The sequence below is a fragment of the Aristophania vespae genome, assembly GCF_009906835.1.
Classification (GTDB): domain Bacteria; phylum Pseudomonadota; class Alphaproteobacteria; order Acetobacterales; family Acetobacteraceae; genus Aristophania; species Aristophania vespae.
Genome location: NZ_CP047652.1, coordinates 1,409,283 through 1,435,729, shown reverse-complemented (window position 1 = coordinate 1,435,729; position 26,447 = coordinate 1,409,283). Strand labels below are relative to the sequence as shown.

At 44.4% G+C, this 26,447-nt stretch carries 21 protein-coding genes and 2 pseudogenes; 18 read left to right on the top strand and 5 right to left on the bottom strand.

Translation table 11 applies throughout. From position 1 onward, the window contains the following. Nucleotides 1–186: 186 nt before the first annotated feature. The 8 genes from edd (at nucleotide 187) to GT348_RS06440 (ending at nucleotide 11,088) form a co-directional block, all read left to right on the top strand. Complete coding sequence (edd, locus tag GT348_RS06475; RefSeq protein ID WP_160619006.1) at nucleotides 187–2,055, top strand: phosphogluconate dehydratase; 1,869 nt, start codon at nucleotides 187–189, stop codon at nucleotides 2,053–2,055. Continuing rightward, a complete protein-coding gene (gene eda, locus GT348_RS06470; RefSeq protein ID WP_160619005.1) occupies nucleotides 2,052–2,669 on the top strand; it encodes a bifunctional 4-hydroxy-2-oxoglutarate aldolase/2-dehydro-3-deoxy-phosphogluconate aldolase in 618 nt (205 codons plus the stop codon). Before edd ends, eda begins: the two co-directional genes overlap by 4 nt. 264 nt (nucleotides 2,670–2,933) lie before the next feature. After that, nucleotides 2,934–4,529, top strand: a complete 1,596-nt coding sequence (locus GT348_RS06465; protein ID WP_201740034.1) for an MFS transporter — start codon at nucleotides 2,934–2,936, stop codon at nucleotides 4,527–4,529. Nucleotides 4,530–4,545: 16 nt separating this feature from the next. Beyond that, nucleotides 4,546–5,631 carry an HlyD family secretion protein gene (locus tag GT348_RS06460; protein ID WP_160619004.1) on the top strand — a complete coding sequence of 362 codons (1,086 nt, stop codon included), beginning with the start codon at nucleotides 4,546–4,548 and terminating at the stop codon, nucleotides 5,629–5,631. After that, nucleotides 5,628–7,220: an efflux transporter outer membrane subunit gene (locus GT348_RS06455; RefSeq protein ID WP_160619003.1), complete on the top strand. Its 1,593-nt coding sequence runs from the start codon at nucleotides 5,628–5,630 to the stop codon at nucleotides 7,218–7,220. Before GT348_RS06460 ends, GT348_RS06455 begins: the two co-directional genes overlap by 4 nt. 61 nt (nucleotides 7,221–7,281) lie before the next feature. Beyond that, nucleotides 7,282–8,874, top strand: coding sequence for a bifunctional phosphoribosylaminoimidazolecarboxamide formyltransferase/IMP cyclohydrolase (purH, locus tag GT348_RS06450; protein ID WP_160619002.1), 1,593 nt, complete (start codon nucleotides 7,282–7,284; stop codon nucleotides 8,872–8,874). A gap of 2 nt (nucleotides 8,875–8,876) precedes the next feature. After that, nucleotides 8,877–9,287 carry a hypothetical protein gene (locus GT348_RS06445; RefSeq protein ID WP_160619001.1) on the top strand — a complete coding sequence of 137 codons (411 nt, stop codon included), beginning with the start codon at nucleotides 8,877–8,879 and terminating at the stop codon, nucleotides 9,285–9,287. A gap of 1,042 nt (nucleotides 9,288–10,329) precedes the next feature. Beyond that, nucleotides 10,330–11,088, top strand: coding sequence for an NAD kinase (locus GT348_RS06440; protein ID WP_160619000.1), 759 nt, complete (start codon nucleotides 10,330–10,332; stop codon nucleotides 11,086–11,088). A 105-nt stretch (nucleotides 11,089–11,193) separates the two neighbouring features. On the opposite strand, the gene GT348_RS06435 is transcribed toward GT348_RS06440, so the two are convergent. Together GT348_RS06435 and GT348_RS06430 are read right to left on the bottom strand one after the other, a co-directional pair. Next, complete coding sequence (locus tag GT348_RS06435; RefSeq protein WP_236646443.1) at nucleotides 11,194–12,147, bottom strand: 2-hydroxyacid dehydrogenase; 954 nt, start codon at nucleotides 12,145–12,147, stop codon at nucleotides 11,194–11,196. Nucleotides 12,148–12,176: 29 nt separating this feature from the next. Further along, complete coding sequence (locus tag GT348_RS06430; protein ID WP_160618999.1) at nucleotides 12,177–12,665, bottom strand: low molecular weight protein-tyrosine-phosphatase; 489 nt, start codon at nucleotides 12,663–12,665, stop codon at nucleotides 12,177–12,179. A 561-nt stretch (nucleotides 12,666–13,226) separates the two neighbouring features. Here GT348_RS06430 and GT348_RS06425 point away from each other — a divergent pair. The 5 genes from GT348_RS06425 (at nucleotide 13,227) to GT348_RS06405 (ending at nucleotide 18,821) form a co-directional block, all read left to right on the top strand. Further along, nucleotides 13,227–13,721 carry a DUF3576 domain-containing protein gene (locus GT348_RS06425; protein ID WP_201740080.1) on the top strand — a complete coding sequence of 165 codons (495 nt, stop codon included), beginning with the start codon at nucleotides 13,227–13,229 and terminating at the stop codon, nucleotides 13,719–13,721. 6 nt (nucleotides 13,722–13,727) lie between these two features. After that, nucleotides 13,728–16,340 carry a leucine--tRNA ligase gene (gene leuS, locus GT348_RS06420; protein ID WP_160618998.1) on the top strand — a complete coding sequence of 871 codons (2,613 nt, stop codon included), beginning with the start codon at nucleotides 13,728–13,730 and terminating at the stop codon, nucleotides 16,338–16,340. Further along, nucleotides 16,337–17,041, top strand: a complete 705-nt coding sequence (locus tag GT348_RS06415) for an LPS assembly lipoprotein LptE (RefSeq protein WP_236646442.1) — start codon at nucleotides 16,337–16,339, stop codon at nucleotides 17,039–17,041. The genes leuS and GT348_RS06415 overlap by 4 nt, the downstream gene beginning before the upstream one ends. After that, the gene (holA, locus tag GT348_RS06410) at nucleotides 17,038–18,033 is read left to right on the top strand and encodes a DNA polymerase III subunit delta (protein WP_160618997.1); all 996 of its coding nucleotides are present in this window, start codon (nucleotides 17,038–17,040) and stop codon (nucleotides 18,031–18,033) included. The genes GT348_RS06415 and holA overlap by 4 nt, the downstream gene beginning before the upstream one ends. Before the next feature lie 104 nt (nucleotides 18,034–18,137). Further along, the gene (locus tag GT348_RS06405) at nucleotides 18,138–18,821 is read left to right on the top strand and encodes a Fe2+-dependent dioxygenase (protein ID WP_160618996.1); all 684 of its coding nucleotides are present in this window, start codon (nucleotides 18,138–18,140) and stop codon (nucleotides 18,819–18,821) included. 66 nt (nucleotides 18,822–18,887) lie between these two features. On the opposite strand, the gene minE is transcribed toward GT348_RS06405, so the two are convergent. The 3 genes and pseudogenes from minE to minC all read right to left on the bottom strand — a co-directional run bounded on the left by minE (nucleotide 18,888) and on the right by minC (nucleotide 20,945). After that, on the bottom strand, nucleotides 18,888–19,169 hold the full coding sequence (gene minE / locus GT348_RS06400) for a cell division topological specificity factor MinE (protein ID WP_160618995.1): 282 nt from the start codon (nucleotides 19,167–19,169) through the stop codon (nucleotides 18,888–18,890). Then, nucleotides 19,166–19,980: pseudogene (gene minD, locus GT348_RS06395) on the bottom strand (septum site-determining protein MinD). Before minD ends, minE begins: the two are co-directional and overlap by 4 nt. Nucleotides 19,981–20,126: 146 nt before the next feature. Beyond that, nucleotides 20,127–20,945: a septum site-determining protein MinC gene (gene minC, locus GT348_RS06390; protein WP_337251987.1), complete on the bottom strand. Its 819-nt coding sequence runs from the start codon at nucleotides 20,943–20,945 to the stop codon at nucleotides 20,127–20,129. A gap of 46 nt (nucleotides 20,946–20,991) precedes the next feature. On the opposite strand from minC, the gene GT348_RS06385 reads away from it, so the two are divergent. From GT348_RS06385 to GT348_RS06365, 5 genes and pseudogenes are all read left to right on the top strand, one after another. Continuing rightward, nucleotides 20,992–21,660 (top strand): glutathione S-transferase family protein, encoded by a 669-nt coding sequence (locus GT348_RS06385; protein WP_160618994.1) that lies wholly within the window; start codon nucleotides 20,992–20,994, stop codon nucleotides 21,658–21,660. 19 nt (nucleotides 21,661–21,679) lie between these two features. After that, nucleotides 21,680–22,893 (top strand): annotated as a pseudogene (locus GT348_RS06380) (NAD(P)/FAD-dependent oxidoreductase). A gap of 16 nt (nucleotides 22,894–22,909) precedes the next feature. Then, nucleotides 22,910–24,103 carry a DNA recombination protein RmuC gene (locus GT348_RS06375; RefSeq protein WP_160618993.1) on the top strand — a complete coding sequence of 398 codons (1,194 nt, stop codon included), beginning with the start codon at nucleotides 22,910–22,912 and terminating at the stop codon, nucleotides 24,101–24,103. A 76-nt stretch (nucleotides 24,104–24,179) separates the two neighbouring features. After that, nucleotides 24,180–24,902: a response regulator transcription factor gene (locus tag GT348_RS06370; RefSeq protein ID WP_236646620.1), complete on the top strand. Its 723-nt coding sequence runs from the start codon at nucleotides 24,180–24,182 to the stop codon at nucleotides 24,900–24,902. Further along, entirely contained in the window at nucleotides 24,889–26,301 is a 1,413-nt protein-coding gene (locus GT348_RS06365) for a sensor histidine kinase (RefSeq protein WP_160618991.1), read from the top strand. Before GT348_RS06370 ends, GT348_RS06365 begins: the two co-directional genes overlap by 14 nt. Nucleotides 26,302–26,447: the final 146 nt, after the last annotated feature.

The window sequence follows — 26,447 nt, the reverse complement described above, 5'->3', positions numbered from 1 at the left end:
TTGGGAGAATGAACTCTTTTTAGTCAGAAAGGCCCAGAGGTTCTTTTGTAATAAGCTTGCTCACAAGAGTGTGAATTTAATAAAGTTGAGGCAAATAGGCCCCTTTAATAGGGGCAAATAACGTACAATCCCGCCTTCTCAAATGTTATAAGCATTTAAGAAGGCAGTGTGAAAAGTGAGTGCTGCATGTCTCTAAACTCCGTTGTTGAAAGTGTCACGGCTCGAATTATTGAACGATCAAAACTTTCACGTAGGCGTTATTTGGCTCTTATGGAGTGCAACAAGGCGCAAGGTGTTTCTAGACCGCATCTTACATGTAGTAATCTTGCTCACGCTGTTGCCGCTGCACGCCCTTCTGATAAAGATGGGTTGATGAAAGCGCAGGGGCCTAATATCGGAATCATTACAGCTTATAACGACATGGTTTCGGCACATCAGCCTTATAGACATTACCCAGAACAAATTAAAATTTTTGCCCGTGAAGTAGGGGCTACGGCACAGGTTGCTGCGGGTGTGCCGGCAATGTGTGATGGTGTGACACAAGGTCAGGCGGGTATGGATCTGTCTGTCTTTTCACGCGATGCTATTGCTCAATCAACTGCTATTGGCTTGAGCCATGGCATGTTTGAAGCTGTAGCTCTTTTAGGAATTTGTGACAAAATTGTACCGGGCCTTTTAATGGGCGCTTTGCGTTTTGGTCATTTGCCAACAATGTTAATTCCTGCAGGGCCTATGAGTTCAGGCCTTCCGAATAAAGAAAAAGTTCATGTGCGCGAACTTTATGTAGAAGGCAAGGTTGGCCGCGAAAAACTGATGGAAGCTGAATGTGCTTCTTATCATGGTGCAGGCACCTGTACTTTTTATGGCACAGCCAATACAAACCAAATGATGGCCGAGTTTTTGGGCCTTATGATGCCCGATGCCTCTTTTATTCGCGTTAACACGCCATTACGTCAGGCTGTGACACAGGCCGGTGTACATCGTCTTGTTGAAGTGGGTTTAAAATCAGAGACACCGCTGCCTTTATATGAAATTGTTGACGAAAAAGCGATTGTGAATGCTGCTGTTGGTCTTATGGCAACAGGCGGATCAACAAACCATACAATCCACTTGCCTGCTGTAGCACGTGCTGCTGGTATCATCATTGACTGGGAAGATTTGTCTCGTCTTTCAGACGTTGTGCCTATGATCGCAAAAATCTATCCAAGTGGCCCAGCTGATGTAAATAAATTTAACGCTGTGGGTGGGCTGCCAACTGTCATTCGAGAACTGAACGAGGCTGGTTTTTTACATAGAGATGTAAAAACCCTCGCTAAAGGTGGCATCGACTCTTACGGCAAACGTGCCAGCCTAAATGATAAAAATGAGCTTGTTTATACGTTGTCACAGTCCTCTCAGGATGATGAGGTAATTCGTGACATTGCTGATCCGTTCCATAAATCTGGCGGGATTAAGCTCGTTAAGGGCAATTTAGGGCGTGGCGTTTACAAGGCCAGTGCTATTTCTGATGATAATCTGACGATTGAAGCCCCGGCCCGCGTTTTTGATACGCAAGAAGCCGTTAAAGAAGCGCAACATAACGGCGAGTTAGATAAGGATGTCGTCGTGGTGGTGCGTGGCCAGGGACCCAGAGCAAACGGCATGCCAGAGCTTCATGCTCTTATTCCACCTTTAGGGGTGCAAATGGCTAAAGGCTATAAGGTTGCTCTTGTTACAGACGGCCGTCTTTCGGGAGCAAGTGGGAAAGTACCAGCTGCCGTGCATGTAGGGCCAGAAGCAAAAGTTGGCGGTCCCATAGCAAAAGTAAGAGATGGTGATATGATCCGTCTCTGTGCTTTAACGGGGCAATTAGAAGTTCTTATTGACGAAAAAATTTGGAATGAGCGTGAAGCTGCTCATATTTCAGCTGAAGTTGCCGGGACGGGGCGTGAGCTTTTTGCGATTTCCCGTCATTTAGCTCCTCCAGCCGAGGAAGGAGCTTCTGCGGTTCTTTATATGATGGACCGTGAATTAGAAACACTCGGTAATAATCCCATGAAAGAGACTGAGCAATGAGTGATTTTTCTCAAATTGATGCTGTTATGGACCGTAGCCCGGTTATTCCGGTGCTCGTGGTCCATGATGTTGCCCAAGCACGTCCTTTAGCCGAAGCTTTGGTAGCGGGTGGTCTCTCTACATTGGAGGTTACATTAAGGACACCATGTGCTTTAGACGTCATTTCTGAAATGTCTAAAGTAGAGGGTGCTTTGGTTGGTGCAGGTACTGTTTTAAACGCTGAACAGTTTGAGCAATCCGTGAAAGCTGGTGCTAAGTTCGTCGTTAGCCCCGGCCTAACGACATCTTTGGTTGAGGCATCACGTGCTCAAAACGTGCCTTTGCTGCCTGGTATTGCCAATGCGGGTGATATTATGCGCGGGCTCGATATGGGGCTGCGTCGTTTTAAATTTTTCCCGGCAGTCGCCAATGGTGGCATTCCATCATTGAAAAGTCTTTCATCTGTGTTTAGCAGCTTAGGTGTTCGATTCTGCCCCACAGGTGGGATTACGGAACAAAATTATAAAGACTGGCTTGCTCTTGATAGCGTTGCCTGTGTTGGGGGGTCTTGGTTAACAGCAGGGAACGCCACCCCTGAAATGGTAAAGCAAAGGGCAAAGGCCATAACGGGCTAAAAGTTCTTGACAATTTATGAAGAGGCCACTCTATTTTAACAGAGTGGCCTTTTTCAGTTTTGATAAGGGTGCTTTCTCTTTTTGCTTTTTTTTAAACCTTACTTTTTTGCTAAGGTGGTTACGTGCCTCTTTGAAATGGTGAACATATGGTATGTTCTTTTGATCTAATTATATTGTGCTGTAAAAATGTCTTTTGTGGGACGTCTATATAAGTATTTTTCACATATTTTCTAATAATTAATAATAATTTATTGGTATAAATAAGTGTCCCCACAAACACGTTCGTTATTCGGTCTTGCAGGTATTATTATTTTAGCGATGTCAGCATCGCTTAATGAGCAAGTTTCTTCACAAGGTCTTGGAAATATTTTAGGTGGACTTGGCATAAGCCACGATCCAGGCACCTGGTTTACTACTGTTTATAGCGCCGCTGAAGTTGTCGGTATGGCTATGGCACCGTGGCTGTCCGTAACGTTTGGTATGAAACGTTTTGTACTCATCGTTGCGCTTTTAACAGTATTAAGCAGTTTTCCTATTCCGTTCATCCATAACCTCACGCTTCTATATGGTATGCGTATTTTACAGGGGGTTTCGGGTGGGTGTACAATCCCGCTTCTCATGTCAATCGCTCTTAAGGTCCTGGCCCCGCCTATTCGGCTTTATGGTTTGGCGGCCTATGCCCTGACGGCAACTTGCTTCCCTTATTTAAGTACTTCCTTGGCAGGGTTATGGACTGATCTTGTGAGCTGGCGTTTCATTTTCTTTCAATCTATCCCATTAGGGGCCATGGCGATGGCACTGCTTAATTTTGGCCTTACAGATACGGAGCCAAAATTAGAGCGCTTAAAAGAAAGAAGTTTTCACCTAAGTACAGTGCTTATAATTATAACCATGCCGGCGATTGTGGTCTTATTAGCACAAGGAGATCGGTTAGATTGGTTTAATTCTCCTTTGATAAGTGTCTGTGCCTTAGTTGCAGTAGTTGGACTGCCACTTTTTGTTATGAATGAAATTAAGCGGAAAGAGCCATTTTTCCGCTTTTCTTTATTAAAAAGGCGCAATTTTCTTTATAGCATTGTGGCTCTGCAAATTTTTGTCATGCTGTCGATTTCGAGTTCGGCAATCCCTAGTCAATTTCTGACGGCAGTGGCTGGCTATAGGCCCGAACAAACCTATCTCGTAACGGCTATAATTGCTTGCCTGCAATTGGTTTTCTTACCGCTTATGGCCATTATTCTCAATTATGAGTGGGTTGATTCACGCATTGTTAGCTTCCTGGGGCTTGTCTGTCTGATTTCTGCTTGCTGTGCCAATTCTTTTGTCTCGGCTGAGTGGAATAGAAACCAGTTTTATTTCTGGCAAGCCGTGCAGGGTCTGGCAGGTGCCATGATTGTTATGCCTATCCTGATGGGAGCCACGAACGCCGTGATGCCGCAGGAAGGACCATATGCTGCGGGCATGGTCAATGCGCCACGTGCTATTATGCAGGTTGCTGGTACGTGGTTAGTGCAGTTAGCGTTTCATTGGCGGGGAAGCCTTCATTCTTCTCGCTTAACAGACTGGTTGGGTCTTCATCGTTATTCCCTTTTTCAGGGAAACAACCCTGCATGGCAGCATCCAGCTCCTTTAACACCCACAGGCCAAACGCGCACGGCTGGGGCGGTAGCGGCTTTGGCTAAACAGCTACATCACCAGGTCACTGTATTGGTCATTGAAGATTTATTCATGATTATCATCATGTTAGCGGCCTTCTTGTTACTTTGGCTTTTGATCGTGCCGGTACGGGCTTATCCACCTCGTATTGCACTGGCATCTCCACCTCCCGGGCCAGTCACAACCCCAAACACATCTGATAAGTAGTAAAAGGTAATTTTTTATGGCTATGCCCCAATCTTCATCACGCTGGCCGTTTTTTGTGGCTGGGGGGATTTTAGTTGCTTTTATCGTTATTGTTTTGGCAATTATTTTTGTGCCTACATCACGTGTCTGGACAGATGATGCTTATGTAACGGTGCATCATACAGTGATTGCACCACGTGTTTCTGGGCAGGTAATTTCTGTTGAAGTCGATGATAACCAAACGGTCCATAAAGGCGATATTTTAGCGACGCTGGATCCCAATGATTACCAAACTGCCTTAGATGAAGCCCGTTCTATTGAAGCGCGCGATAAAGCACAGGTGATGGATGCAGAGGCTAATGTGGCTCGGCAACCTGCCTTAATCGCTAATGCTCAGGCTGAGGTAGAACGTTTAAAAGCACAACTCGTTTTTGCGCGGCAAAATGCTAGTCGTTACGCTCATCTTGCGCGTACAGGGGCGGGTAGTTTGCAAGAAGGGCAGAAAAGTCATGCAACTCTAGATGAATTAACAGCCTCTTATAAGGCCGCGCAAGCTCAGTTAGAGGCGGCCAAAGCACAGTTAGTTGTCTTAAAGGCTAAAAACGAAGCTGCTAAAAGACAAGTCTCTGTAGATCAGGCACGTGTTCGTCAGGCTGAATTAAACCTGTCTTATACACAAATTAGAGCGCCTTTTGACGGTATGGTTGGCGAACGTAATGTTCAGGCCGGCAATGTCGTACCGGCTGGTGCACCATTAATGGCCGTTGTGCCTATTGATGATTTGTGGATTGAGGCGAATTACCGCGAAGTTGCTTTGCGTCACGTAAAACCAGGTCAGAAAGTTCATATACATGTTGATGCTTATAATATTGACCTAGAAGGGGTGGTTGATAGCGTACCGCCAGCTTCTGGAGCAGCTTTTGCTCCCTTAGCTCCAGAAAATGCTACAGGAAACTTTACGAAAATTGTTCAGAGATTACCGGTAAAAATTACTTTGGTTCCCGGACAGCCATTGGCAAAATTATTGAGGATGGGCTTTTCTGTTGAAACCACAATTAATACGGGTCTCGAAAATATCGTAGAACAGCAGCGTCATTCTAACCAGTCGGTGACAGCACGATGAGTGGCTCTAGAAATTTATTTCCTCCTTTCATAAAAGGGGGAATAGGCACAGTCTTTTTAACGACCATTTTAAGTGGCTGTATCATGGTAGGGCCCGATTATCATCGTCCCGAAATGAAAGGTCAGCCACAAAAATGGGATAAAGCTGCAAATATATCAGGAGATCAAAAAGCCGGCTTTACTTATGAAGGTGAGGTTGATCTGAAATGGTGGCGGCAATTTAATGACCAGATTTTAAATAATCTCATCGAAGGCCTGGGGAAACAAAATTTAGACATCCAAGAAGCAGCAACACGTATAAGCCAGGCAAGAGGGCAGTTAAAAGTTGTTGCGGCGGCTGGTATGCCTAATGTGAACTGGGCGGGCTCTTATAGCTGGCAGCAGCAAAGTGAAAAAGGCATGCTTTCCATGGTGGAGGCTAAGCCCGACGCTGACCTTCAGTTTCAGCTTTATAGCAATATTGGTCAGGCTGCTTGGGACCTGGATCTATTTGGTATGATCCGCCGTTCTGTAGAGGCTGGTAAGGCAGATATTGCGGCCGTCGAAGCAGCGCGCAAGGCTGTGGTGCTCGCGAGTCTTTCTGATTTGGTCGATAGCTATATGCGTTTACGAGGGGTTCAGGAACAGCTTAATTACACTGAAGAACACCTTCAACTTGTTAAGCGTGACCTTAATCTTGTCCTTCAACGCCAGAAGGAAGGGGCCTCTAATAGTCTGGAAGTTGCTCAGGCACGGGGAGAGGTTGAAAAAACAAAAAGTGAATTACCTCCTTTAAAAAAAGCCGAGGCAGCTCTGATTAATGCAATTGGGTATTTATTAGCACTTCCTCCCCGGCAATTAGAAAAAGACCTGTTACCTCGAACAGGGCAGCCAGCAGCGCCTATTTCTGTAGGGGTTGGGTTGCCTTCTACATTGGCACAGCGCCGCCCTGACATTATGGAAGCTGAGGCGAAATTACATGCTGCAACAGCTTTGGTTGGTTCAGCAAAAGCAGCCTTTTATCCTGATATTAATCTGGTAGGTAATTTAGGCACGCAAAGCTTATCTGCTACTGATTTTTTTATGTCGGGAGCAAAATATTTTGATGTTGGCCCTACAGTGACAATTCCCATTTTCCAGGGAGGGCGCTTATCGGGTACTTTGAAACTCCGTAAATCACAACAAAAAGAAGCTGCTTTGGAGTTTAGGCGCGTTGTGCTTAATGCGTGGCGAGAAGTTGATGATGCCGTAACAGATTTAGCTCATGTCCAGGCTCGCTATGATGACCTGAAAGAAACCGTGCATCAAAACCAAATAGCTGTTTCAGCAGCGCGTGAGCGTTATAAAGAGGGCGCCGTTCCGTTTTTGGAAGTTGACCGGGCCGAGGCCCTGTTATTAGCAAATGCTATTTTGCTGGCAGAAAGTAGAACAGAAACAAATACCGCTACGGTTAATCTTTATCGTGCTCTGGGAGGGGGGTGGCAAACACTTCAAACAGCCAATGACTCAGCCAGCGATACAACCCAAAATAAAACTAGAAATATATTTCAAGCTCAACCTAATGACCTGCATAAAATGCAATCTGTTCAGGCGCCCCAAAAGCTGAATTAAAAATTCTTTTGTCTGTTCATTATTTCATTGCATCAGGAGGAACACAGATATATTCAGAGGCATGACTGATGAAAATCGATTGCCTCTTCGTCGTGCCTTACTCTCTGTTTCTGATAAAGAGGGTTTGGTTGAGCTTGCCCGCGCGTTAGTGGAGCAAAATGTTGAAATCCTCTCTACTGGCGGTTCTGCCCGTACATTAAGAGAAGCGGGAATAGCGGTCCAGGAAGTTTCGGAACATACAGGGTTTCCAGAAATTTTAGATGGTCGCGTAAAAACTCTCGTGCCATGGATTCATGGTGGCATATTAGGGCGCCGTGATAATAAAGAGCATCTCGCACAAATGGAAGCGCATAACATTGCGCCGATTGACCTTGTTTGCGTCAATCTTTACCCCTTTTCTGCCACTGTTGCTTCTGGTGCAGATGCTGAAACATGTATCGAAAATATCGATATTGGCGGTCCTGCCATGGTGCGCGCCGCAGCAAAAAACTTTCAACATGTCGTTATTTTGACAGCACCTGCGCAATATAAAGAATTTCTTGCCGCTCTTAAGCAAGGGGGCACAACTTTAACCGAGCGTCGTCAGTGGGCAAGCTCTGCTTATGCTCATACAGCTTCTTATGATAGCATGATCGCCTCGTGGTTTGTTCAGGAACAAACACCAAAAGGTGAGGTTGCTTTACCAGAAACAGTCACAATTTCTGGTAAAAGAGGTGCTTTACTCCGTTATGGTGAAAACCCTCATCAACAGGCGGCCTTTTACCAGACAGGCGAAAAACGTTTCGGTCTTGCTACAGCGCGTCAGGTGCAAGGCAAAGAATTAAGCTATAACAACCTTAACGATACAGATGCTGCCTTTGAAGCGGTTGCCGAATTTAGTGAACCGAGCGTTGTTATCGTAAAACATGCTAATCCTTGCGGTGTGGCATCTCGCCCAACGTTGCTTCAAGCGTGGGAAGCTGCCTTACGTTGTGATCCAGTCTCTGCTTTTGGGGGGATTGTAGCCCTTAATCGCAAGCTTGATCTTGCAACAGCAGAGCAGATTAGCACAATCTTTACAGAGGTTGTTGTGGCTCCCGAGGCAGATTCAGAAGCTATTGAGTTGTTGGCAAAAAAGAAAAATTTACGTCTTCTGCTAACTGAAGGTGTGCCTGACCCAACAGAAGCTGGCTTGGTCGTGCGTTCTGTTTCAGGTGGGTTTTTGGCACAAAGCCGCGATAATGGGCATGTTAGTCTTGAGTCACTTAAAGTTGTGACCAAAAGAGCACCGAGCGAACAGGAAATGAAAGATTTACTCTTTGCATTTCGTGTCGCCAAACATGTTAAATCCAACGCTGTGATTTATGCCAAAGACCAGGCTACTGTAGGGATTGGTGCTGGCCAAATGTCACGCGTTGATAGTGCTCGTATTGCTGCACGTAAAAGCGAGGATGCGGCACAGGCAGCTGGCCTAAAAGAGGCCTTGACTGTAGGATCTGTTGCAGCGTCTGATGCTTTCTTCCCCTTTGCTGATGGGCTGGAGTCTGTCGTTGCAGCCGGTGCTACAGCTGTCATTCAGCCAGGTGGGTCAATTAGAGATCAAGAGGTGATTGATGCTGCTAATAAAGCAGGGATCGCTATGGTCTTCACTGGTATGAGACATTTTAGGCATTAAAAATGACTTTGTTCCGTTCTTTAACAGTTACGTCATTGTGGTTGGCATGTTGTGCCGTGATAGGGTGGCTATTTTTAGCGCCGCAATCATGGGCAGTGCCCTGTGATTATGACGTCAAGCCCTTACCTTCTGTAACTGCAGAAGTGACAAGAATTACACCGCAAGGCGTACTGTTAGAGGATGGAACTGAGGTTATTTTGCCTGAATCACTTTTACCCCTTATGCGTTTAGAACATGAGATTACAGTGCGTGGTCTGCATAGCATGGTGGAGAAAAAGATTTGGGCCTTAGCCTTGCAAGAAGGTGATCAATTTATTTGTCCTTCCAATATAGATGTCAAAAAAGGGCCTTATCCTGGTTCAGCAGCTTATGACATTATCAACCCAGATGAAGAACAATCGGACAAAAAATAAAAGTTCAGCCTGCGACTTTAACGTTTTGAATAAGTTTTAGTTCAGGCTATTTCGGTTGTAGATGTTGATAATAGAAAAGAGATTACGAGTATCTCTACTCTTTCTTTTCTACTATCGATAATATTTTTTATTAAATAAAAGAATATTTTACCAAAGTTGTTTTGCGGGGCTGTCGACGTCCTTACTCTGAGTTACTAAAAATTTTATTTATAAAAATTTGTGTAAAAATGGCGCTGTGAATGTGCATTAGCGTGGCCTGCTAAAAGCAAATCTGACTTTAGCACGATAAGACCATGCTGCCTGACTAGCCATAATCTAAGTTATTGCCAGCCTAGTGATAAAAGTAAGATGGTTTTATATTACTATTATAATCTATTTTCTTACCCGCTTTTACTAATGAGAAAAGGCCAAGGCAGGCAATAACGTTCTTGGTGCTTTTATAGCATGGCCCCTGGTGTATAGTTACAACTGGACATAAAAACTTATTACACAATTTTAGTCCGTTCTCAGATGTCAGTACCAAAATTCTCTCAAAAAAGTCTTTTCATTTAATTACGTTATAAATATCAAACTAGAAAAAATTTTATGTAATTCTGGTATTTAGAGCTCGTAATCAGCATAGTCTTTTTTGTAGAGTGAAAAGTTTTACCAAATTTAACTAGCTCTAAAATTGGTTTTATCTAATTTATAATAATTTTATCTGTAAGGGATATGGCTAAGTAGAAACTAGTTCTTGCAAATAGTAGGTATTTCTAAAATAGCATCAGGTTTGTATGCTAACACAACATATGGATAAGCCTGGAGCTCAATAGGCGCCTAGCAATATCAAAGTTAGAAACTATACTAGATTTAGCATGATCAAACATGCTATTGCTGCAAATAGTTGCCTTCTAAGTGATTGCTCTTAGTCGGTGATGGGACCGTGATGGTGATGAAGACCCGTCATAGTCCATCCTCGTACTATTGTCATTACTTTGAGATAGTCAAGAGGGTGTTAATATTTGCCAAACTCAGTTCGTTGGAGCTGAAAGAAGACCAAGTCATGAAAATTGCTTTCGCCGCAGTCCCGACAGAGCGCGCTTTAAATGCTCTTACGCATTTTACGCATAAATATGGTAATGTTGGTCTTGATCAAGCCGAGGTGCTCGTTTGTTTGGGAGGAGACGGTTTCCTCCTTGAAACGTTACTGGCAATTCTTGGTCGTAATATTCCTGTCTTTGGCATGAATTACGGCACGGTGGGTTTTTTAATGAATCCTGCCAGAGAGGAGGGTTTGATTGAACGCCTCCAGCTTGCTGAGCGCACAATTATTTCACCACTTCATATGATTGCAAAAACGGTGGATGGGGTTGTTCACGAAGGGCGCAGTTTTAATGATGTCTATCTTTATAGACAAACACGCCAAACAGCGCGCATTACAGTAGAAGTAGACGGCAAAGAGCGTATAGATACATTATGCTGTGATGGCATTATTCTTTCTACGGCAGCCGGTTCTACGGCTTATAATCTTTCAGCTCGTGGGCCGATTATCCCTCTAGGCTCTGATCTTTTATCTTTGACACCTGTTTCACCTTTTCATCCACGTCATTGGCGTGGGGCCTTATTGCCGGCTTCATCTATTGTGCGTTTTAAACTAGCTCAGGTTGAAAAACGTCCTGTTTCTGCCGTTGCAGGCCCTCAGGAAATTAGGAATGTGGAAGAGGTTGTTATTCGTGAAGAGCTGGAGAAAAAAGCCACTTTGTTATTCGATCCCGGCCATAGTCTATCTGACAGGATTATTGCAGAGCAATTTACAGGTTAGATAATCGCCCCTTCCTTGTTTTAAGGTTGTTTTAGGGGCGAAATATTTCGAGCTGGCTTTTAAAAGCGGGGTAGTTCTTGTTTGACCCTTCTTAAAAAAGATGCCTTAAGTGAGGGGCGTTAAAAGTTTTTTTCCAGAAAAGTGGGCCAAGAGGTTATCAATCATATTTTGGCCTAAATTCTGTCGTGTTTCTTCGGTGGCTGAACCCTGATGAGGTTGCAGCGTCACATTTTTAAGTTTTAAAAATGCAGGATTTATATGGGGTTCGTTGCAAAAAACATCTAATCCTGCCCCGGCAATTGTGCCATTCTCTAAGGCTTTAATAAGGGCCTCTTCATCCACAACGCTACCACGAGCGATATTGATTAAAACGCCTTGTGGACCGAGCGCTTTTAATATGGAAGCGTCGATCATTTTGTCTGTTTCAGCGCAACCAGGAACTGCCAGAACCAATATATCTGACCAGCTGGCAAGCTCTATAAGGTCTGGTATATATTTATAAGATGTTTCAGAGCGAGGGCGGCGATTATAATAGGCGACTTCCATTTCACTCGCTGTGGCACGGCGTGCAATGGCCTGGCCAATATGACCAAACCCTACCACGCCTAAGCGACATTTTTCTAAGCTATGTGCCAGGGGAGGGTAGCCCTCTCTGCTCCATTTTCCTTCATAAAGGTAATCTTCATTAAAGCGGAAATGACGTTTTAAATTTAAGAGCAGCATCATTGCTGTGTCGGCAACATCATTAGTTGAAACATTTGTAGCAATTGTAATCGCAATATTGCGTTTTGCAGCTTCTTCTAAATTAATTCTGTCCGTTCCGACACCATTAACACTGATAATTTCAAGATTAGGCAAACTGGCCATGAGATCTGGCCTCATCATGCCCATACCGCCCGTTGTGGCAACAGCCCTAATTTTAGACGCTATAGGCTTTAAGCTTTCTTCATCCTTATAAATATGAACGATAAAGTGGCTTTTAAGCGTTTCTAAAATACTGTCTTTAACATCATCGAGAACGAGAAGATCAATTTGAGGGGGTGTAGAAGAAGAGGACACGCTAACTCCTTTGTAATTTGATCCTAAGGTTATGACGATAATGAAGAGAGTGTTTGCTCAGCCAAAGCGTGACAGCCCTCTTGCACGTCATGCCAGCTAGTATCAAAGTCTTTGTCAGACCCATAATAAGGGTCTTCTACATCTTGCCCTTTACGTCCCTGAACGCAATCAAGTAGCAAGATCACTTTTGCATCAGAGCCAGCGGGTTTAAGGCGGTTTAGCGTTTTATAATGAGATTTATCTAAAGCAATAATATGGCTAAATTTTCTGAAATCTGCCGTGCTGACTTTGCGGGCGCGTAGTTGTGAAATATCAAGCCCTTCTCTCTTCGCAACAGCCTGGGCACGTGGATCAGGAGGATAGCCCAAATGCCAGTCTCCGGTTCCTGCTGAATCAATAAAAAGATCAAGTCCCCTTTTACGTGCTTCTTCTCTCATGGCAAGTTCGGCCAAAGGAGAGCGACATATATTGCCTGTGCAGACAAAAAGAAAAGACGGTTTTTCAGAAGATTTTGTCATAAGAGCGTCTTTTTATTGAGAAAAAAGATGGTGTCCGCGGAAGGATTCGAACCTTCGGCCCCAGGATTCATCTCACTACTATTTTCATAGCCACTCTCGTGAGAGAGTGTTTGTAAGCTGGACTGTCTCTTCATCATAAGCACAAAGCCTCAGATGTCACCCGTTCAGTCTCTACACCTTCTGCTGACTTATAAAGCCAGAGCTTGGCTCGGGATTGGCACGATCAGAAGACCAGAGCTTTCCCCGAATTTGAGCGAATCCACTAGGCGGTTTCCCACTCCTAGCGCCCAATTAAAACTAGGAATCCTGTGCTCTATCCTGCTGAGCTACGCGGACACACAATTGTTCAGTACCCTTAATTTGTTTTTATCGCAAGTATTGATCTGCAACTCATGACTTGGCCTTATGCGAGAGGCGTTCTATGAAAGAGATGAACTTATGGTTTTTAGGTCAAGCCAGCCTTTAAATCTTATTCGTAACCCAGCCCTGGCACGGTGCAGCAGGATTATTATGACCTCAAAGTCACAAAAACCTCATATTTTGTTGTGTCGATTAAAGGAAATGTCTTTCTTGAAAAAATCGACTCTTTTATCTTGTCTCGCTGTTTTCGGCCTTATTGGGCTTACGGCCTGCGGCAGTAGCGAGAGAAACCCCGGCACTCTGACCAAGCCTCGTAACCATCTTTTAGGAGTGGATAGAGGAGCCGAAGGCGGTCATGATCAGCTTAAAGGCGGCGTTAATGCCTATTTGTGGCGTGGCGCTATTGATACATTGTCCTTTATGCCTATGCTCTCAGCAGATGCGCAGGGCGGTGTTATCCTGACTGATTGGTATCAGCCCCCAAGCACAAGTGATGAGCGCTTTAAAATTGCTGCTTATGTGCTTGACCGCCGCCTTCGCTCAGATGCAATAAGAGTGACCATTTTCCGCCAGACACGCCTGAATGGTGGAGAGTGGCAAGATACTCCCGTTGCCCCGACAACTGTTTCAGATATTACAGCACGTATTTTAGAGCGTGCGCGCCAACTAAAAGCCGAAAATGGTGGTGGAAAGTAAGTTTTAATGAGCGACAAAGCAGCATCACAGCCAATTCAAACACAGTTTGATTTCCAAGAGCGCGAACTTTATTGGCAAAAACGCTGGGAAGAAAAAAGCGTTTTTGAAGTTCCCGATGTTCCACCAAAGGGACGCCCCAAATATTATGTTTTGGAAATGTTTCCCTATCCTTCGGGGCAGCTCCATGTAGGGCATGTTCGCAATTATGCCCTTGGTGATGTTGTAGCTCGTTATAAACGGGCTCAGGGCTTTTCTGTTCTCCATCCTATGGGATGGGATGCTTTTGGCCTTCCAGCCGAAAATGCAGCACGTGAGCGTGGTGTTCACCCTGGTGAATGGACCATGCAAAATATTGCGGCCATGCGCAAAACCTTGCAACGTTTGGGATTTTCGCTCGACTGGTCGCGAGAAATAGCAACATGCCAGCCTCAATATTACGGCAAGCAGCAAAAGCTATTTCTTGATATGCTTAAGGCTGGTCTTGTAGAGCGCCGTGATGCTTCGGTTAACTGGGACCCGGTTGATGAGACGGTCCTGGCAAATGAGCAGGTTGTTGATGGGCGTGGTTGGCGCTCTGGGGCACTTATTGAGAAGAAAACACTTTCACAGTGGTTTTTGAAAATCAGTGATTATGCCGAGCCTCTTCTTGAAGGACTTCAAAAGCTGGATCGCTGGCCTGATCGTGTTAAAATCATGCAGGAACGGTGGATAGGACGTTCAGAAGGGGCAAAAATTCGCTTTGCTCTTCACAATCCGCCTAAGGGTTTTGATGCTGACCAAGATTCCCTTGAGGTTTTTACGACCCGACCAGATACTTTATTTGGAATGAGCTTTATAGGAATTGCGGCTGATCACCCCTTGGCTGCAAAACTTGCTCACGAAAATCCAAAACTTGCCGAATTTATTGAAGAATGTCGCCGTTTAGGGACTTCCGAAGAAGCTTTAAATAAAGCTGAAAAGCGCGGATTTGACACCGGTCTTACTGTCGCTAATCCTTTCAGGCCTGAGCAGATTGTTCCTGTATGGATTGCCAATTTCGTTCTGACTGAATATGGCACAGGTGCTATTTTTGGATGCCCCTGTGGAGACCAAAGAGATTTAGATTTTGCCCGTAAGTATGGATTGGAAACACCATCAATCTTACTTCCTGCTGGTGAAGATGCGAGCTTCCAACTAGGCAATAAGGCTGTTACCGGTGAAGCCACACTTTATAACTCTGGTTTTTTAAGTGGCAAAAATACGCAAGATGCGAAAAAAGCTGCCATTGAAAGACTAGAAGCTTTGGGCATCGGACAGAAAGTCACAAATTGGCGTCTGCGCGATTGGGGTGTCTCTCGCCAGCGTTATTGGGGTTGTCCGATCCCTATCATTTATTGTGATGATTGCGGTGCTGTTGGTGTGCCAGAGGACCAGCTACCTGTTACATTACCAACCGATGTGACGTTTGACCGTCCTGGAAACCCGCTAGATCATCATCCTAGCTGGAAGCATGTTTCCTGCCCTCATTGTGGTAAAGCAGCACGGCGCGAAACTGACACATTTGATACTTTTGTAGATAGTTCGTGGTATTTTGCTCGCTTTACCAGCCCGCATTCCTCGGCACCAACTGAGCTTGATGCTGCAAATGGCTGGCTTGCTGTTGATCAATATATTGGTGGTATTGAGCATGCAATTTTGCATTTGCTTTATGCGCGCTTTTTTACCAGAGCCATGCATAAAACCGGGCATTTGAATGTTGACGAGCCATTTAACGGGCTGTTTACGCAAGGCATGGTGACACATGAAAGCTATCGTGATGGGCAACAATGGCTCTATCCCGAAGAGGTTGAACGTCGAGGAGAGCAGATAGTCCGAAAAGATACAGGTCAGGCTGTGACTGTTGGTCGTTCGGAAAAAATGTCAAAATCGAAGCGTAATACTGTTTCGCCGGTTGATATTATTGAGCAATATGGCGCTGATACAGCGCGTTGGTTCGTGCTTTCCGATAGCCCTCCAGAAAGGGATATGGAGTGGACAGCAGCCGGTGTTACCGCAGCAGGGCGTTTCATGCAGCGTCTTTACCGCTTGATAGCTTCAGTTGCTGCGCAAGATAAGCCTGACGCTACTCATGGCAAAGCTGGCGAAGATTTACGTCGTGCAACGCACAGAACGATTGCAGCTGTTACAGAGGCGCTTGATGGCTTTAGCCCTAACGTTGCTGTTGCCCGTATCCATGAGCTAACATCTGCTCTTGCTGAAGCTGAAAAAACACAGGCTGATGGCCTTGCGGCAGCACGCCGTGAAGCAGCGCTAGCTCTTGCGATGCTAATTTCACCAATGATGCCCCATTTAGCCGAAGAATTAATGAATCTTCTGGAGCCAGATGGTGCAATGGTGGCTGAGCGCCCCTGGCCAAAAGCCGAGAAAGAATGGCTCGCTGTTAATGAAGTAACTCTTGCCGTGCAGGTTTTAGGAAAATTGAGAGGGACAATTACCTGTCCTCCTGATGCTCCTAAAGAGGCAGTGTTGGCGCAGGCGAAGGCTGAACCCAACGTTGCCAAAGCACTGGAAGGCAAAAAGATTGTTAAGGAGATTCACGTTCCTAACCGAATAGTAAATTTTGTTGTGGCTCCAAAATGATAAAAATTCTTCTGCCTAAAAAAGTCTTTGCTGGCCTAACGCTTCTGGCATTGTCAGCTATGAGCCTGGGGGGGTGTGGTTTTCAGCCACTTTATGGAAATCAGGGCACCCAGTCCATAGATGCTTCAAATGAATTAAAGCGTGTTTATGTGGCTAATATTCCTACACGTTTTGGTCAGACAATGCGTTTGGCATTGCAAAAAGATATGGCAGGAGATGGTCCTGAAAAGCCAGATGGTTATACATTAAAGGTGAATGGCTCGGCTTCGTTTGAAGCTGTCGACATTCACCTTGATAATACGTCTGGGCGCTCTCGTTTGGTAGGCAGAGCGCAATGGAAACTTTATAGCGTTGAAGAGCAGCCTAAATTGCTAGCGCAGGGTTTTGCACGAACCTTGGACGGATATAATCCTAACATACAGCAATATTTTGCCCAGTCACTCAATGATGAAACAGCTTTGAAGCGTGTTTCTGAAAACTTAGCTCATGATATTACGCAGCAGGTCGCTATCTGGCTTAAAGCAAATATATCCTTGGGCCCCGATAAAACAACGCCTCGTCGTTATCTTGATGTTGATGAAATGCAGGATGGTCATAGTGGACGCTATCGTTTCTTGGATAGTGATGGCTTCCCCGCAATGGCTACAGGGCGGATGCAGCGTAGCTATTCAACGCAGCAACTGGAAGATACTCAGCCTTGAAGATCGAAGCGCGTCAAATAGATCGTGTTTTAGATGATAGTGGCTCGTGGCAGGGCTTACTGCTTTATGGTGAAGATACCGGCCTTGTTCGCGAGCGTGCGGCGAAAGCTGCACGCAAAATTGTTGATGATTTTAATGACCCTTTCCGCCTGACGCGTTTAGAGGGCGAGGAGCAGATAAGGGTAGAAGAAGAAATGTCGGCCCTTTCTCTTGTTGGAGGGCGGCGTGTTGTATGGGTTAGCGGGGTGCAGGATAATCTTGTTCCTCAATTAGAACGTGTCGTTGCTCTTAAGAGTGACACAGTTCTCATTATGGAAGCAGGAAGTTTATCTCCACGTTCTAAATTGCGTAATTTTGCTGAGAAAGAACCAAAGATTGCTTCCATAGCCTGTTATGCAGAAGAGGGGCGTGCTCTTTCGCGTACAATCACAGAAACTCTGCTTCAAGATAATATTCGCATAGACCGTGAGGCTTTGATGTGGCTGCAATCACGCTTAGCCTCAGATAGGGCGCTAGTACGGAATGAGCTTGAAAAACTTAGATTATACGCAGTGCCTGGTAGTGCACTTTCATTGGATGATGTGCGCCATTGTGTAGGGGATTCAGGCAATGCCTCTCTTGAAGATGCCGTATATCAGGCGCTTGCAGGAGAGTTCCGCCAGGCTGATCTTTCTCTAATAAGGGCTTTGGCAGATGGTGCTGTCCCTGTTGCTTATGCCCGTACAGTTTTAAATATTATTGATAAACTCCATTATGTTTTATTGCTTGAGCAAGAGGGACAGTCACGGCAGGAGGCTATTGCTGGCTTAAGACCGCCGCTATTTTTTCGGCGCAAGGAGTTTTTTCAAAAGGCTTTAGCACGTTTAAATCTGCGCATGGTTACGATTATTGCTTCTGAATCTCAGGAACTTGAGACAAGATGTAAACAAACAGGGGCACCTGATTATTTGTTATGCCAAAGACATTTAATGAGAATAGCGAAGCTAAAGTGAAAATTTCAGCATGTGAAGTTTTCTGTTTTTATAGTTTAAAATTTGTATCTCATATGTCTTTGATCATGTAATTTTTGAGTTAAGACAGAAAAAGGAGCGTTTATATGCTCTTACACATTGAAAAAGTTCTGAGTAAAGATGAACTCAAGTGGGTACGCTCTAAATTTTCAGAGGCAGAATGGGTTGATGGCCGTGCTACGGCGGGGCAGCAATCAGCAGCTTCTAAACATAATTTACAAATTGCTCCCAATAGTCCTTTAGGGCGTGAGCTTTCTACATTTTTATTGCAGAAATTAGGGGTAAATCCTCTTTTTAACAGTGCCGTTTTGCCTCATCGTGTCGTACCACCCTTATTTAATCGTTATGATGTGGGTATGTCTTTTGGAGCGCACGTCGATAACGCATTACGCCCTATTCCTGGTGCGGGCATGCGTATTCGCACTGATGTATCCAGTACATTATTTATTAGCGAACCAGACGAATATGAGGGTGGTGAATTAGTGCTGTTTGGTCCATCAGAGCAGCAAGAAATAAAGCTTCCGGCTGGTGATATGATTGTCTATCCTACGACTGCCTTACATGCTGTTCGAACCGTTACAAGTGGTGCTCGTCTTGCTTCTTTTTTCTGGAGTCAGTCTTTTATCCGCTCACAAGACAATCGTACTTTGTTATTTGAATTTGACCAGACAATACAGGAGCTTACCCGTCAAAGAGGTGATAAAGATAATGAAGTTTTAAGACTGACAAATATTTATCATAATCTTCTTAGAGTGTGGTCAGAGCTCTAATTAAAAAAGACTTAGATATAAAGTTTAAAACCTTATATCTAAGTCTTTAAATTTATGAAGACCGGTTTAAATGGTCTTCTTTTTGTCTTTACCTTCAGGAACTTCAATATCTATTTCCAGTGTGGAATATTGTTGTCCTCGATCTAGCTTAATTTGTACTTTATCCTGATCGACAGAGACATGGCGTGACAATACCTCCAAAATCTCTTTGTGAAGTTTTTTAATGAGATCTGAGTCTCCTTCGGTGCCGGAACTGCGTTCATGTGCAAGAAGAATCTGAAGTCGGTCGCGTGCGACACGACTTGTAGGAGGGTGCTTGCGTGAGAAGAAATTATCGAAAAAACTCATGCGCCCCTCTTTTTAAATAGGAAATCTAACAAGCCTCGCTTTTCCGTCGGGATTGTGACGTCAATATCTTCTCCCTCAAGACGGCGGGCGGCTTCTAGGTAAGCATGAGCACAAATACTGTCAGGAGAAGCAAGAGTAACAGGAGTTCCTATATTGGAAGCTTTTAAAATATCTTCACTTTCAGGGATAACACCGATGAGCGGAACAGAAAGAATTTCTAGAACATCATCAACGCCAAGCATTTCTCGGCGTGCGGCACGCGCTGGATCATATCGGGTAATGAGAAGGTGCTTTTCGACCGTCTCTCCCTTTTCAGAATGAGCAGTGCGGCTATCTAACATACCTATGATGCGGTCAGAATCACGTACAGAGCTGACTTCAGGGTTAGTTACAATCACGGCATGATCGGCATGATACATGGCAAGCTGAGCCCGCGTTCAATTCCAGCAGGACTATCGCAGAGGATCCAGTCAAATTTTTCTTTCAGTTCTTCCATAACACGCGCTACACCTTCTGAGGTGAGAGCATCTTTATCGCGTGTTTGTGACGCAGGAAGAATAGAGAGAGTTTCGCAGCGTTTATCACGTATAAGCGCTTGAGAGAGTTTAGCATCACCTTGAACGACATTGATCAAGTCGAATACAACACGTCGCTCAACTCCCATAACAAGATCAAGATTACGTAAGCCAACGTCAAAATCTACAACAACGACATTTTGGCCGTTGCGTGCAAGAGCAGCACCAAGTGCTGCAGTAGTTGTTGTTTTGCCCACGCCCCCTTTACCTGACGTTACGACGATGATTTTTGCCATATAGCTACTAACCTTTATATGTCATCTTCAGGAGACTCTAAGAAATATTTCTTAAAAAGATGTCTTACACTGATAAACCTTAATCTATCTTACTAAGAAGACTTTTTTTGAAGTATTTTTTCTTAATTTACTTCGTCAAGTTTTATTTAACCATTAGTCTCTGAAGGGCGGATGCTTGGAAGAGGTAAAACACATACCTTGCCATCTTTTAAACATATTTGTGCCGGATGGCCAAGACAGGCATCATTTATTTCTTCAGCTACGAGATAATAGCCGTCAATGGCCAGAAGCTCTGCTTCTAAGCGTGTAGTAAAAATTTGTGCGTGCGGACGATGATTTATCCCTGCAATAGCGCGCCCTCTTAAGGTGCCGTAAATATGGATAAAACCGCCTGCTATAACCTCGGCTCCTGATGAAACGCCGCCGATAATAATGATATTGCCATTCAGATTTTCAATTGTTTGCCCTGAGCGTACTGGCCTATTTATTATTATTGTATCTGGAGAATAAGAATTCTGTTCTATAGATTCAGATTCTGGGCTGTTTTTTTGTGACGGAGAATCGGGCAAGGTAACGGCCCCGCTAGGCCGTCCTCCATTAAGGGCAGCAGGCCATTCCCAGCCTGCCAAAGCGGGCCAGGAGGGGTCGGCGCCCTCAATGCCTATAATATGGATTTTTCGCTCTTTAAGGGCAGCCAAAAAAGAACTTAGCCCTTCAGTCTGGGGATCAAGTAGTTCAAGATCGATAATAATAGGTCGACCATTGAAAAAATTGACAGAATGACTGATTTGTATGTCTAACCCTTTTAGCCATGCATCAAGCGGAGCTTCTGGTGTTAGAACAAGAGCCAAAAATGACCGTCCTCTCGCGCGAATGCGCAGAGCTTCAGGAGTATTTTTGTTGGGGTGAGGAGCAGATGAGTGGGACATGAGGGCAAATATACCATGCAGTTGTGTCGAATCCACTAACAGGACACTTGTTATGATCGTCTAGAAAGACTTAAAGAGAATTATGCGTATATTGCACCACCTACCCCTTTCACCGCAATCTCGTCTTGTTCGGCTCTTGCTGGGCGAGAAGCGTTTACCTTGTGAGCTTGTATTTGAAAAAATATGGGAGAAGAATGAGGCATTCCAGGCGCTTAATCCTGCTGGCGAAGTTCCTGTCTTGGTCGAAGATAGTGGTCAAATTGTACCGGGTGCGTCTGTCATCGCAGAATATCTTGAAGATGTATACCCAGAAACGATTCTTATGGGACGTACAATTGCTGAGCGTGTGGAAGTGAGGCGCCTGCTTGATTGGTTTGACCGACTTTTTCAAGATGAAGTTAGTGTCAATTTGTTAGGCGAGAAAGTGGAGAAGCGGCTCTTTGGTGTAGGGCAGCCAGACGGGAATGTTTTACGTATTGGCTATAAAAATCTTCGCTTCCATCTTGATTATATTGGCTATCTGGCTGAAACGCGTACCTGGCTCGCTGGTCCTTCTCTTTCGGCAGCGGATTTTGCAGCTGCAGCACATCTCTCAGCTTTGGACTTTTTGGGTGATATTAACTGGGCACATGCACCCTCAGTACGAGATTGGTATGCGCGGGTAAAATCCCGGCCCTGCTTCCGCCCGCTACTTGCCGATAAAATTAGTGGTTTTACGCCTTCAGCTCATTATGCTGACTTAGATTTTTAAGAGACCCTTTCTCAAAATGATGACAATTAAAAATAATAGTAAAAACTGGGATGTGATCATTCTGGGGGCGGGGGCGGCTGGCCTCATGGCTGCCGCTCAGGCGGGGCAAAAAGGAGCACGTGTTGTCGTTATAGATCATGCAGAGCAAGCAGGACGTAAAATTCTGATCTCTGGCGGCGGGCGCTGTAATTTTACAAATTTAAATGCCCAGGAAAATTGTTACCTTTCCCAAAATACACGATTTATGCGTTCATCTTTTGCCCGTTTTACACCGAGCGATTTTCTCAAGCTGGTGCAACAGCATAAAATAGCCTGGGAAGAAAAAGAGAAAGGACAGCTTTTCTGCCAAAATTCAGCACGTGATATTTTAGATATGTTGCTGAATGAATGTCATAAAGGAAATGTTGAGTTCTTATTAGGTCATAAAATTGGCGACGTCTCTCGTGACGAGCAGTGCTTTATCGTTCAAACGTCTAGGGGTGTTGTAAAGGGACGTGCCCTTATCTTGGCAACTGGTGGATTAGCTATACCAAAATTGGGTGCTACAGATTTCTCTCTCCAGTTAGCACGCCGGTTTGGTCTTAAAATTATACAGCCAGCTCCTGCGCTTGTTCCTTTTATTTTGGAGGAGGCATATCCTGATTTAGCAGGTGTATCTTTAGATATTTCTGTCTCATTAGGGACGAAAAAACCTCAATTTACAGGGGGTATGGTTTTTACGCATAAAGGTTTATCTGGCCCTGCTATTTTGCAAATTTCATCATATTGGCAAAAGCAGCAAGCTCTCGTACTGAATCTTATGCCGGGCCTAAAAGTGATGGATGAGTTTGAGGCTATTAGAGCAAGACGCCCCAGGCTCATCCGCCTGCTTTACTTGAGAGATTACCACAAAGATTAGGTCGTGTTTTAGCTAAAAACCATTGTGATGACCGCCCCTTAAACTCCCAACCCATGAAGGCTATTCGCGCTCTTGCTGGTTCTATAGAGCGCTGGGTTTTGACGCCCTTTTCTTCAGAAGGATATGGTAAAGCTGAAGTTATGCGTGGCGGCATCGACACAAAATTTCTTTCTTCCAAAACAATGGAATCAGTCTGCGTCCCGGGGCTTTATGCTATAGGTGAGGCTGTGGATATGACAGGATGGCTTGGGGGGTATAATTTCCAGTGGGCTTGGTCGAGCGGTTATGTTGCTGGTCAGGCAGCAGCGCAGTTCGCCCAAGGGAACTCAACATAGGGACAGTAAACTGACTATGGAAATTTTTCTGCCATGGGCGATAGCAGGGGGGTCTTTTTTACTTGCCCTTTTTGCCATATTGCGCGGCAATGGCAGCAACCATTTTGCAGCACAACAGGCTCAAGCTCGTGCTTACGAGGCAGAATATCAAAGAAACCAAATTACCGAGCTTGAGCGTGTTTTAAGCGCACGTATTGAGCAGTTGCGCCTCGAAAATAGGCAGTTTTTTGATAATTCATCACAAAAATCGCAACAAGATCAGAGTGATATGCGTCTTTTATTGTCAGAAGCCCTGCGCGATATGGCAGAAAGACAGCAGGCTCAAGTAGCAACCTTGCAGCAGAGTGTTAATGAACGCTTGCAAGGCACAGTCGAAAAACAAATGCAAAATAGCTTTCAACGCGTTGTTGAGCAATTTGCAACAATGCAAAAGGCATTGGGTGAGGTCAGAAACGTTACAGCCCAGATCAGTGATCTAAAAAGACTTTTTGCTAATGTTAAAACAAGAGGCGGCTGGGGCGAGACGCAATGTCGGGCGATATTGGACGATATTTTACCTGAAGGAAGTTATGACCGTGAATTTAGATTATCACCACAAACGGGGGAAGTTGTTGAGTTTGCTGTAAAAATGCCGTCTCACGGTCATCAGGAACAACCGCGTCTCGCTATAGACTGTAAGTTTCCGACAGAGGCCTATGAGCGTCTTATTAATGCTGCCGAAATGGGTGATGCAGAAGGAGAAAAACAAGCTCGTAAGGCGCTTGAGACAGTGGTCAAACTTGAGGCGAAGAAAATATCGCAGAAATATATCCGTCCTCCTGTGACAGTTGATTTCGCCGTGCTCTATGTCCCGACTGATGGTCTTTATGCTGAAATAGCCCGTTCTCCCGGTTTGATTGATGAAATAGGGCGCCTACATCGTATAATCATTATGGGGCCTGCCTTATTACCTGCACTCTTGCGGACTGTCCATTTGGGCTACGTAACTCTTGCTCTGGAAGAAAGAACAGAAGTTATTGCTGGTTTATTAGGTGAGACGCGCCAAGAAATGATAAAAATTGATCAAGTTCTAGAGAAATTACAGCGTAATGCTGGCACAATGGGTAATACGATCGAGGAAGCACGTCGCCGATCGCGTATTTTAGGCCGTCGCTTAAACGCTTTAGAGGATATGTCGCAAGATATGGAAAATGAATTTTTAACGCCGTAAATAAGATAGCAAGAAAATAGGTTTATTGTTGAAAGCTTAAGAGAAGAGCAGAATGGATAATATGCCGATAAGTACAATGGATTCAGCTGTAGATTCAAAAAACAGTCAGGAACAAAGAAAACCAAGACTGCTCTTAATCGAAGATGATCAAGAATTGGCGGATGAGATCAAAGCTGATTTAGAAGAAAGACATTATCTCGTAGATCATACAGTTTCAGGAATAAGAGGACTGGAGCTTGCAAAACAAGATATCTATAATCTTATGATCATAGATCGTATGCTTCCAGGCATGGAAGGGCTAACAGTCGTGGCAACCCTGCGTAATGAAGGAATAATGTTGCCCGCTTTGGTTTTGTCGGCCCTATCAGCAGTTGATGATCGTGTTACGGGTTTGAAAGCTGGTGGTGATGATTATTTAACAAAACCCTTTGCTCCCGAAGAATTAGCTGCTCGTTTGGAAGTCCTGCTCAGACGCCCTCTCACTGATTCACGCCAAACAATCTTGCAAGTTGGATCACTAAAAATGGATCTGATTGAGCGCAGAGCCTGGCGTATGAATCGGGAATTAGAGCTCTTGCCGCGCGAATTCCGACTTTTAGAATATATGATGCGGCGCCCCGATACTGTCGTTACGCGTTCAATGTTGCTCGAAGAGGTATGGAATTATCGGTTTACACCTCAGACGAATTTGGTTGATGTTCATATTGGCAAATTACGCCGAAAAGTAGATGGGGAAGACGAAACACCTTTGATCAAAAGCATTCGGGGTGTTGGATTCTGCCTCAATGTCTCGACATAATCCCTTTTTAACAATCACATTCAGATTTACGGTAGCCTTAACCGGTGTCCTTATATTAGGGATGTGCTTACAGCTTGTCGTAATTTATGAACAAATAAAATCTTATGAACATGTAAATTCGAGGGGTATTTTAAGGCGTACTGCCGAATTATTGTCTCAGGAAGCCCCTCACGAATTAGAAGTTAAAGTGCGTGACCGCAGCACAAATGAATTGCGCGTTTCACTTAATGGTGCTGGACTATTCGATATTGATGAACGCTATATAGTTGGTGATATTCATCAATGGCCAAAAGGGCTGTTGCCAGTAAATAAAATCCAGACTCTTTCTTTTCGTCTACGTGATGGCACCGTTTCTTCAATGCGTGTTTTAGTGGTCAGGGTTAAAGGCTTGGATGGGCGGCATGATCGTTATTTAGTCCTTGCTCATACCTATATGATGGCAAGCCATTTCCATCAGATCATTATTCATATAGCGCTTTTCTCAATGCTGCCGATCCTGCTTTTTGCTCTGGTGGCTGGCTATTTATTGAGCCAAAAGATTCTCAACAGAGTCGAGCTTACTCATCATGCTATTGAACGCATTATGAAAGGTAATTTGCAGGAACGATTACCAATAGGTCGTGAAAGAGATGGTTTGGAACGGGTCGCTGGATCTGTTAATCATATGTTAGACCGCTTGGAACGTCTTATGATGGCAATCCGTGATGTTGGCAATGATATAGCCCATGACATCAGAACACCGCTTGCACGTTTGCAGGCACGCATGAATAGGATTGCTAAATTACCTTTATCCCCAACACCTCAAGAAATAGAAAAATTCAATAAAGCAGTAGATCGCTGTCGAGGTGATATTGAACAATGTTTTACGGTAATCAAAGCTTTATTAAGAATAGCTGAAATTGAAAATAACCTCCGTAAAGAGGGGTTTTCCACTTTTGATGTAGTTTCGCTGATTATTGATCTTGCCGATTTATATGAGCCTATGGCTGAGACAAAAAATGTTTCTTTGTCTGTTTTACTCCTGGTTAAAGAAAGACAAATTTTTGCTGATATGCATTTATTAAGCGAGGTTGTGGCAAATTTGGTCGATAATGCAATTAAATTTACAGAGCCGGGAGGGAGCGTCAGTATAGCTGTAGGCGAAGATGCCAAACGCCAGCTTTGGATCGAGGTGCGAGATACAGGCGTTGGTATTGCAGAAAATGAGCGTGAGGCTGTTCTAAACAGATTTTACAGAACAGATAAAACACGCATGGTTCCGGGCCATGGTTTGGGGCTGAGCTTAGTTATGCCAATTATAGAACTGCATAATGCTACATTGGATATTAATTATAATGTCTATAATGAAAATGCCAAAGGCAGTATTTTCAGGGTACTTTTTCCGGCTTGTTCTTCATAAAATGATAAAAGCATGAGACATAAAGGTCTCGAAAATAGAGAGTAAAAGTCTAAAAAGCTTTTAATAAAAAACAGGATACCGTCTTAGAGAGCAAGAGGCTATTGTTCTGGACAGATTTAGAACACATTTCAGAATTTTAAATTAAA